Annotated in this window: 8 protein-coding genes; 5 read left to right on the top strand and 3 right to left on the bottom strand. The window is 73.3% G+C overall.

Features of this window, described 5'->3' with window-relative positions; all coding sequences use genetic code 11:
- Positions 1-144: 144 nt before the first annotated feature.
- The 4 genes from VM95_RS23140 (at position 145) to VM95_RS23125 (ending at position 3099) form a co-directional block, all read left to right on the top strand.
- Positions 145-531 (top strand): roadblock/LC7 domain-containing protein, encoded by a 387-nt coding sequence (locus tag VM95_RS23140; protein WP_208615517.1) that lies wholly within the window; start codon positions 145-147, stop codon positions 529-531.
- Between the two features lie 62 nt (positions 532-593).
- A complete protein-coding gene (locus VM95_RS23135; RefSeq protein ID WP_045699963.1) occupies positions 594-956 on the top strand; it encodes a DUF742 domain-containing protein in 363 nt (120 codons plus the stop codon).
- Complete coding sequence (locus tag VM95_RS23130; RefSeq protein WP_045699962.1) at positions 937-1554, top strand: GTP-binding protein; 618 nt, start codon at positions 937-939, stop codon at positions 1552-1554. The genes VM95_RS23135 and VM95_RS23130 overlap by 20 nt, the downstream gene beginning before the upstream one ends.
- 36 nt (positions 1555-1590) lie before the next feature.
- On the top strand, positions 1591-3099 hold the full coding sequence (locus tag VM95_RS23125) for a cytochrome P450 (RefSeq protein WP_045699961.1): 1509 nt from the start codon (positions 1591-1593) through the stop codon (positions 3097-3099).
- 61 nt (positions 3100-3160) lie between these two features.
- Here the strand turns inward: VM95_RS23125 and VM95_RS23120 are convergent, their stop codons facing one another.
- From VM95_RS23120 to VM95_RS23110, 3 genes are all read right to left on the bottom strand, one after another.
- The gene (locus tag VM95_RS23120; protein ID WP_045699960.1) at positions 3161-4804 is read right to left on the bottom strand and encodes a purple acid phosphatase family protein; all 1644 of its coding nucleotides are present in this window, start codon (positions 4802-4804) and stop codon (positions 3161-3163) included.
- Between the two features lie 117 nt (positions 4805-4921).
- Complete coding sequence (locus VM95_RS23115; RefSeq protein ID WP_078860395.1) at positions 4922-5767, bottom strand: SAM-dependent methyltransferase; 846 nt, start codon at positions 5765-5767, stop codon at positions 4922-4924.
- A gap of 55 nt (positions 5768-5822) precedes the next feature.
- Positions 5823-7175 carry an MFS transporter gene (locus VM95_RS23110; protein WP_078860393.1) on the bottom strand — a complete coding sequence of 451 codons (1353 nt, stop codon included), beginning with the start codon at positions 7173-7175 and terminating at the stop codon, positions 5823-5825.
- Positions 7176-7319: 144 nt separating this feature from the next.
- Between VM95_RS23110 and VM95_RS23105 the strand changes: the two genes are divergently transcribed.
- Positions 7320-8918 carry an alpha/beta hydrolase gene (locus VM95_RS23105; protein ID WP_045699959.1) on the top strand — a complete coding sequence of 533 codons (1599 nt, stop codon included), beginning with the start codon at positions 7320-7322 and terminating at the stop codon, positions 8916-8918.
- Positions 8919-8932: the final 14 nt, after the last annotated feature.

The following is an 8932-nucleotide window of genomic DNA, read 5'->3' as shown; positions in this document are numbered from 1 at the left end:
GAAGGAGCCCGGCCTGTGGCTGGAGGCGTTCATGGACGGCTACAAGGGCACCGGCCCGTCCGCCGGTTCGTCCGGTCGGACCGGTTTTCAGACCAGTGAAGAGACGGCAGGGAAAGGCGAGCAGTGATTCCGCACCGCAACAACATGGACTGGATCCTGAACGACCTCGCGCACAGCGTCCCGTACGTGCGGCACATCATCGTGCTGTCCTCGGACGGCCTGCGGATCGCCCAGTATGGCGCCGACCCGGACACCGCGGACCGGCTGGCCGCCGCCTGCGCCGGGCTGCAGAGCCTGGCGAGCGCGGTCGGGCAGCAGTTCCCGCACGGGAACGGCTCGATGCGGCTGGTGGTGATCGAGGTGGACGGCGGCTACTTCTACCTGATGTCGGCCGGTGACCGCGCCTACCTCGCGGTGCTCGCCGACGAGGGCGTGGACGCGGGCCTGGTCAGCCACCAGATGCGCGACCTGGTGGCCCGGATCGGCGAGCACCTGTCCGCCCCGCCGCGCAACCCCGAGGCGGTCGCGTGACCGCCCTCGTCCTGACGGCGACAGGCAGCACGTGACATGACCGAGCACAGTGAGGCGAGCACATGACCGCAGCCGACCAGAGCGGCTGGGACGGCCCCGATCCCGATCGCCTCTACGTGATCACGCGCGGTCGCAGCGGCCCCTCCGGGCCGGGCGTCTTCGACCTGGTCACCCTGATCGTCTCCCTCGCGGAGCCGACGCCCACCCTGCAGCCCGAGCACGCGGCCATCCTCCGGCTGTGCCGCTCCCCGCTGTCGGTCGCGGAGGTCTCCGCCTACCTCGAACTGCCCACGAGCGTGGTCACCGTCCTGCTGGCGGACCTGCTCGACGACGGGCGGATCGAGGCCCGCTCCGCCGTCCCCCGGGCGGAACTCCCCGACCGTGCCCTGCTGGAGGCGGTGATCCATGGACTTCAACGGCTCTGACACCGTGGTCGGCCCGGCGGCCGAGGACCGCCTGCCGGACTCCGTCGCGATGGCGGTCAAGGTGGTGATCGTGGGCGGGTTCGGCGTCGGCAAGACGACGCTGGTCGGCTCGGTGAGCGAGATCCGCCCGCTGACCACCGAGGAGACCATGACCCAGGCCGGCATCGGCGTCGACGACCCGACCGGCGTGGAGCAGAAGACCGCGACCACCGTCGCCATGGACTTCGGCCGGATCAGCATCGACGACAAGCTCGTCCTGTACGTCTTCGGCACCCCCGGGCAGGAGCGCTTCTGGTTCCTCTGGAACGGCCTGTTCGAGGGCGCGCTCGGCGCCGTCGTCCTGGTCGACACCCGCCGACTGGAGGTCAGCTTCGAGGTGATCGGGCGGCTGGAGGACCGCGGCGTGCCCTTCGTGGTCGCCGTCAACGGCTTCCCGGAGGCGCCCAGTTACGCGCTGGACGAGCTGCGCCAGGCCCTCGACCTGCCGCCCCACGTGCCCATCGTCCCGTGCGACGCGCGCAGCCGCGAGTCCAGCCGGGACGCCCTGATGACCCTGATGCGCTACCTGTACGACCTCGCCGTGCCCGCCCCGCGCTGACCGGCCCTCCCCCCGATCCCTGATTCCGGAGACCTTGTGACCACCCCGTTCCCCGGCGACGCCGCCCTCACCCCGCCGCCCGGCTGCCCCGCCCACGGGCGCCCCGCGATCGACCCGATCGGCCCCGGCGGCCTGCGCCGGCTGTACGGGCCGGAGGCCGAGACCGACCCGGCGGGCCTCAACGAGAAGCTGCGCGCCGAGTACGGCGAGGTCGCCCCGGTGCTGCTGCACGGCGACCACCGGGCCTGGCTGGTCCTCGGCCACGCCGCCAACATCACCGTGATGCGCACCCCCTCGCTGTTCTCCCGGGACTCCCGGCGCTGGACGGCCTTCCGCAACAACGAGATCCCCCCGGACTCGCCGCTGATGCCGGTCGTCGCCTGGCAGCCGATCTGCGTGTTCGCGGACGGCGAGGAGCACCGGCGGCTGCGCGACGCCCTGCTGGACGGCCTGAACGGCTTCGACCGGCGCGGCATCCGCCGCCACGTGCGGCGCTTCACCACCGACCTGGTCCAGGTCGTCGGGCGGACCGGCCGGGCCGAGCTGATCACCCAGTTCGCCGAGCACCTGCCGATGCTGGTGATGACCAAGCTGCTCGGCATGCCCGACGAGTACGGCCCGCAACTGGTCGACGCCGCCCGGGACCTGATGAAGGGCACCGAGACGGCGGTGGCCAGCAACGAGTACGTGGTGGCCGGCCTGCGCCGCACCATCGCGATCAAGCGCGCCGACCCGGGCGACGATCTCACCAGCCGGCTGCTCGCGCACCCGGCCGGGCTCACCGACGACGAGGTGATGGAGCACCTGCGGGTGGTGCTGCTCGCCGCCAACGAGACCACCGTCAACCTGATCGCCGACTCGCTGAAGATGGTCCTCACCGACCCGCGCTTCCGCGCCCACCTGTCCGGCGGCCAGATGACCCTCGGCGAGGCGCTCGACCAGGTGCTGTGGGACTCCCCGCCGATGTCCCTGGTGGCCGGGCGCTGGGCGACCACCGACACCGAGCTCGGCGGCCAGCAGATCAAGGCCGGCGACCTGCTGCTGCTCGGCCTCGCGGCCGGGAACGTCGACCCGGTGGTCCGCCCCGACCTGGCCACCCCGCTCTACGGCAACCGCTCCCACCTGTCCTTCGGCGCCGGGCCGCACGAGTGCCCGGGCCAGGACATCGGCCGGCACGTCGCCGAGGCGGGCATCGACATCCTGCTCACCCTGCTGCCGGACGTCCGGCTCGCCGTGCCGGAGGAGGAACTGGTCTGGACCTCGGCCTGGATCTCCCGCCACCTGGTGGCGCTGCCGGTCGAGTTCACCCCGCGCGAGATCGAGCCGGACCCGCAGTCGGTGGCCGAGGACGAGGCGCGCGAACGCGCCGCCGCCGAGGCCGCGGCGGCGGTGGCCGCGGCGGCCACCGCCGTGGCGGCGGAGCCGGGCGACGCCGGCGGGGCGGCCGGTGCCGACCGGCCCGCCGGGGCGCCGCGGCCGGCCGCCGCCGTCCCGGCGCAGCGGCGCAGCTGGTGGGACGTGCTGACCGGCTTCTTCCGCCGCTGAGCCCTGGACGCCGCTCAGCCCTGGACCCTGGTGAGCCCTGGACCACGGGCCGGGCCGACGGTTACCCGTCGGTCCGGCGCCGGTGCAGGGTGAAGGTGTCCACCGGGGTGAGGTCCCCGTGCGGGCCGTCGAAGGTGTAGTAGGTGACCCGCATCGTGGTGGTGCCGCCGCGCCGGTCGCCGGGGTCGACGTCGAAGGCGGCGAAGCCGTGGGTGTTCTTGCGGTCCTGGAAGGCGGCCCAGGGGGCGTCCTCGACGAGCCAGATCGACTCGCGGTTGGGCGCGCCCGGCGCCGGCTTGTCCTCCAGGCCGACGACCACCCGGCTCTTGGGCTCCTGGAACAGTTCGTCCTGGGTGGTCGCCGCGTTGCCGCCCGCGCCGATGATCATGTGGACGGTGCCCCGGCCGGTGTCGGCCAGGGCCGGGTCGGTGCCGGTGGGCACCGGGGTGCGGGTGTCGTTGGGCAGGGTGCCGCGCACGGGGTGGGAGCGCTCGTAGTAGTGCTCGTGGCCGCAGACCACCAGGTCGACCCCGTAGGAGTCGAACAGCGGGCCCCACGCCTCGCGCAGGCCCAGGTCGCTGCCCGCGCCGTTCAGCGAGGTGGAGATCATCGGGTGGTGCATGCAGACGACGATCCAGTCGATCCCCCGGTCGCCCCGCGCCGCGCGCAACTCGCGCTCCAGCCAGCGCCGCTGGGCGCCGCCGGAGTAGCCGCGCAGGTAGGTCTCGGTGGACATCTGGATCGTCTCGTCGTCGTTGGCGAGGCTGATGAAGCGCACCGAGCCGACCGTGAAGGCGTACCACATGCCCCGGGTCTCCTCGTCGCGGTCGGCGGCCGAGTCGGGCAGGGCGAAGTAGGTCTGGTAACCGAGGGCGCCGATCGGGCCGTTGCCGCTCTCGCTCTCGTGGTTGCCGGCGCAGGGCATCCAGGGGCGCAGCCGGGTCGAGCGGCTGTTGTTGATGAACCAGTCGGCCCAGGTGGCGGTGCGGCTCTGGCCGTGGCGGCCGCTGTAGGAGGCGTAGCAGAGGTCGCCGTTGACCAGGTTGAACAGCGGGCCGACGCGCTCGACGGCGGCGACGATGTCGGCGGCGTGCGGGGAGCCGACCTGGCTGCTCATGTAGACGGGGTACTTGCCGAGCGGTGAGGGCATCCCGTCCGGGAAGACGATCCGGCGGCGGAGGTTGGGGGTGGCCTGGTCGCCGAAGCTGGTGAAGGTGAAGGGGACGCGGCCGCGCGGGGCGGTGGTGAAGCTGCCGGTCTCGGGGGCGGAGCCGTCGTGGCCGGCGCTGTAGAGGTAGGTGCTGCCGGGGCGCAGGCCGGTGAGCCGGGCGTGGTGGACGTACACCTCCGCCTTGTCCAGGGCGTCGCGGTAGGTGCGGGTCTCGGCTTCGAAGACCCGGCCGAGCTCGCCGCCGGCCGTGCCGAGCCGCACCTGCGGGCGGCGGACGGAGACCGGGGTGATCCAGGAGACGGTCATCTCGGTCGAGGCGTCGGTGCCGAACTGCAGGTGCAGGCCGCTGACGCTGGGGGTGCCGGTGCGGTGCGGGGTGGTCCGCAGCAGCGGGCTCGCGGGAGCGTCGCCGTTGCCGTTGCCGGCGTTGCCGCCGTCGTCGGCCGAGGCCGGCTGGGCGGCCGCGGCGCCGGCCACCAGCGCGGCTCCGGCCGCGGAGGTGCTCTTGAGGATGGACCTGCGTGGGATCGTCATGTGAACTCCGCCTGCCGAGTGGGGGTTTCGACTCCGGAGCACTGTAAATGGCATGCGCACGTAAAGTCGATCACTATTCCGCAGCGAACTGACGGTGGATCAGCGGACGGACGGGCCCTACGGCTTGCGGCCGATGCCGCCGTAGGCCGGGGTCTCCTCGGTGGGCGCGGGGCCGTCGCCGAGCTCCGGGTGCCACTGGTTGATCAGCACCACGCCCGGGTCGTCGAGTTCCAGCCCGGCGAAGAACCGCTCGACGCCGTCCCGCGGGCGGGCGTGGACCTCCATGCCCGCCTCGGCGTAGCGGCGGGAGCCCTGCCTGACCCGCTCGGGGGCCGCGTCGGTGGTGCCGGCGGTGAGGGCGAGGAAGCTGCCGGCGGGCAGTGCGTCGAGCAGGGCCCGGACGGGCGGGTGCGCGGCCTCGTCGGAGAGGAAGTGCACGAGGTTGATCAGGGTGAGCGCGACCGGCCGGGTGAGGTCGAGGGTGGCGGCGACGGCCGGGTCGGCGAGGAACTTCTCCGGGTCGCGCAGGTCGCCCTCGACGTAGGCGGTGCGGCCCTCGGGGGCGCTGCTGAGCAGGGCGCGGGAGTGGGCGAGCACGATCGGGTCGTTGTCGACGTACACCACCCGGCAGGCCGGGTCGACGCGTTGGACGACCTCGTGCAGGTTGGGTGCGGTGGGGATGCCGGTGCCGACGTCGAGGAACTGCCGGACGCCGTGCGTCGCGGCGAGCCGGTGGACCATCCGGTGCATCACCGAGCGGGCGGCGGCGGTGGCGGCGCGGGCGCCCGGCCAGTCGGCGAGGACGCGGTCGCCGACCGCCCGGTCGGCCGGGAAGTTGGTCTTCCCGCCGAGGAGGTAGTCGTAGACCCGCGCCGGGTGGGCCCGGTCGGTGTGCAGGTCCGTCTGCGTCGGTTGCTCGAACTCGGCGCCTATCAGCCAGCTCTCCGGCTCGTAGTCGTCCATGGTGCCTCCCCGTGCGGCGTGTCCGGACCACTCAAGCACAGCGGATCGGCAGCCGTCAGGCGGTTCCGGCGGTTCGCCGGGGCCGGTCCGCCCCGCCCTGGCGGACGGCCGCGGCGAAGGACGGCACCCGCAGCGCGGTGAACAGGCCGAGCAGCGGGCCCGCCGTGCAGACGGTGACGTAGCCGGGGATGAGGCCGAGCCCGTCGTGGTGGCCGAGCCACTCGGCGAGCAGCGGGAAGGTGCCGCCGAAGGCGGCGATGGTGGCGGCGTTGACCACGCCGAGGCCGACCGCCCGGACTTCGGTGGGGAACAGCAGGCCGGTGAACACGTTGAGGGTGCCGAGCACCGTCGCCACCAGCATGCCGAGCAGCACGGCGACGACCTGGAACGGCAGCCAGCCGCCGCGCAGCCCGGCCAGCAGCACCCCGACCAGCGGGATCGGCAGCGTGAACCCGATCCGGGCCACCCGCAGCAGGCCGAAGCGGTCCGCCGCGGCGCCGGTGAGCAGCATGGTGGCCAGCACCACCGCGAGCACCGCGGTCATGAAGGAGGCCGCCTCCTCCTTGCCGATCACGTGGTAGGCCGCGGCGTACTGCGGCAGGTAGACCAGGGCGAAGTAGTAGCCGACGGTGCCGCCGAGGGTGTTGAGGAAGACGGTGAGGGCGGCCGTCCGGTGGGTGCGCAGGGTCCGCAGGAACGGCGGCCGCTCGCCTCCGCGTCCGGCCCGGGCGCGGTGGAACTCCGCGCTCTCCGGCGCCGCCCGGCGCACCCAGAGGGCGGCCAGGCCGAGCAGTCCGGCGGCGACGAAGCCCCAACGCCAGCCGCCGTGCTCCAGGCCGGACTTGCCGATGGTGTGGATGAGCAGCGTGAGCACCCCGAAGGACAGCAGCGAGCCGAGGATGACGCCGCCGTAGGAGACCGAGCTGTACGCGAAGCGGTGCCGGGCCGGGGCGGTCTCGGTGACGTACGCGGCGACGCTCGGCGCCTCCCCGCCGAAGGCCAGGCCCTGCACGAGCCGGGCGGCGACGGCCAGGACGGCCGCCCAGACGCCGATGGTCTGCCGGCCGGGCAGGGCGGCGAGGCCGAGGCTGGCGGCGGCGATGACCACCATGCCGAGGCTGAGCGCGAAGCGCCGTCCGCGGGTGTCGCTGAGCCGGCCGATCAGGTAGGAGCCGATCGGGCGGGCGACGAAGCCGACCGCGAAGGTGGCGTACGCGGCGAGCAGGCCGCTGACGCCGTGCTTTCCGTGGCCGAACAGATCGGCGGCGAAGTAGGTGGCGAGAACGGCGTAGATGTTCCAGTCGAAGGATTCGACGATCGAGCCGACCGTCGCCGCGGCCAACTCCCGCCGTCTGCCGCCGCCGTCCGAGAGGTCGTCGGAGACCGGACTGAGGAGGCGATCTGTCATGGCGTCAGCATGACACCGCCGACGGGGCGGCGGAATCGGGTGCGCGGCGTCCTGTTCGTCCGGTTTGTTGGCGAACGGAAACCGGGCCCGGAATCCCGTGTGCCCGGTGTCATGAGGTGATGGTATTTCTGTGTCGTGAATTCGATGATCACCAGGACCTCCCGACGCGCCCTGCCCGCCGCCGTCGCCGCGGCGACCGCCGCCGCGCTGCTGGCCGGCTGCACCAGCGGGGGCGGCGGCAGTGCCGCCCCCACGGCCCCCGCCACCGCGAGCGCCACCACCGCGACGGCCACCCCCGCGCCGACGCCCACGCCCAAGCCCACGGGTGCGAACGACCCGGCACTGAAGACGTTCTACGGCCAGCAGCTCGCCTGGGCGGCCTGCAAGGGCGACTCGGCCGACGACCCGGCCCTGCAGTGCGCCACCCTCCAGGTCCCGCTGGACTACAGCGCCCCGGCCACCGGCACCCTGGACGTCGCCGTGGTCCGCTTCCCGGCCGCCAAACCCGACCAGCGGGTGGGCTCGCTGGTGATGAACCCCGGCGGCCCGGGCGGCTCCGGGGTCTCCATGGTCAAGAACTCCACCAAGAGCTCCGACGGCCCGCTGCACGACCGCTTCGACCTGGTCGGCTTCGACCCGCGCGGGGTCGCCGGCACCAGCCCGCTCAAGTGCCTCGACGACCAGGCGCGCGACTCCTGGATCAGCACCGACCAGCCCGGGGCCGACCACGGCAAGCAGCTCGCCGACGCCTGTCAGGCCAAGTACGCCAAGGTGCTGCCCTTCGTCAGCACCCGCAACACCGCCCGCGACATGGACGTGCTGCGCGCCGCCCTCGGCGACCAGAAGCTCAGCTACCTCGGCATGTCCTACGGCACCTACCTCGGCTCGCTCTACGCCGAGGAGTTCCCGGACAAGGTCGGCCGACTCGTCCTGGACGGCGCCACCGACCCCGCCACCACGCTGGTGCAGCACAACATCGAGCAGCAGGCCGGCTTCGAGCGGGCGTTGAAGGCCTTCGCCGCCGACTGCGTCACCAAGGACGCCTGCCCGCTCGGCAAGGACGCCGACCAGGCCGTGCAGAAGCTCGCCGACTTCCTCGACGGCCTCAAGGACAAGCCGCTCAAGGGCGCGGAGGGCCGCACCCTGACCGCCAACGAGGGCTGGACGGGCGTGCTCAGCCGGCTCTACGGCGGCGAGAAGGCCTGGAGCGGGCTGCGCAACGCCCTCGGCTGGGCGATGGCCCGCGGCAAGGGCGACTACCTGCTCGACCTCGCCGACGGCTACAACGGCCGTGACAAGGACGGCCGTTACGCGGACTCGGCGGACGCGTACACCGCCATCCACTGCGCGGACGGCGCCACCGACGCCCCCACCGGCGCGCAGCTGCAGGCCGCGCTCACGGACCTGGCCGCCAAGGCCCCGCTGGTCAGCAAGCACGACCCGAACGCGGCCCTGTTCGACCCGGACTGCCGGATCTGGCCGTTCCGCTCCGCCGAGAAGCCGCACGCGATCAAGTCCACCGCCGCCGCCCCCATCGTGGTCGTCGGCACCACCGGGGACCCGGCCACTCCGTACGCCTGGGCCGAGAAGCTCACCCAGGAGCTGGGCAACGCCGTCCTGCTCACCCGCGAGGGCGAGGGGCACACGGCGTACGGCGCCAGCACGTGCATCCGCGCCTCGGTGGACGCCTTCCTGGTCGACGGGACGGTGCCGGCGGCGGGGACGCGCTGCCAGAGCGACTGACGCCGGCCCCCGTA

It is taken from the genome of Streptomyces rubellomurinus, assembly GCF_000961885.1.
GTDB classification, from domain to species: domain Bacteria; phylum Actinomycetota; class Actinomycetes; order Streptomycetales; family Streptomycetaceae; genus Kitasatospora; species Kitasatospora rubellomurina.
Note: the sequence above shows the minus strand (reverse complement) of the source record. Positions and strands in the feature narration are given on the sequence as shown.

Excerpts from the sequence above, each read along its gene's own strand:
- VM95_RS23105 (WP_045699959.1), top strand. The coding sequence starts at position 7,320 with ATGATCACCAGGACCTCCCGACGCGCCCTGCCCGCCGCCGTCGCCGCG.
- VM95_RS23140 (WP_208615517.1), top strand. The coding sequence starts at position 145 with ATGGACTGGATCCTGAACGACCTCGCGCACAGCGTCCCGTACGTGCGG.
- VM95_RS23120 (WP_045699960.1), bottom strand. The coding sequence starts at position 4,804 with ATGACGATCCCACGCAGGTCCATCCTCAAGAGCACCTCCGCGGCCGGA.
- VM95_RS23115 (WP_078860395.1), bottom strand. The coding sequence starts at position 5,767 with ATGGACGACTACGAGCCGGAGAGCTGGCTGATAGGCGCCGAGTTCGAG.
- VM95_RS23135 (WP_045699963.1), top strand. The coding sequence starts at position 594 with ATGACCGCAGCCGACCAGAGCGGCTGGGACGGCCCCGATCCCGATCGC.
- VM95_RS23110 (WP_078860393.1), bottom strand. The coding sequence starts at position 7,175 with ATGACAGATCGCCTCCTCAGTCCGGTCTCCGACGACCTCTCGGACGGC.
- VM95_RS23130 (WP_045699962.1), top strand. The coding sequence starts at position 937 with ATGGACTTCAACGGCTCTGACACCGTGGTCGGCCCGGCGGCCGAGGAC.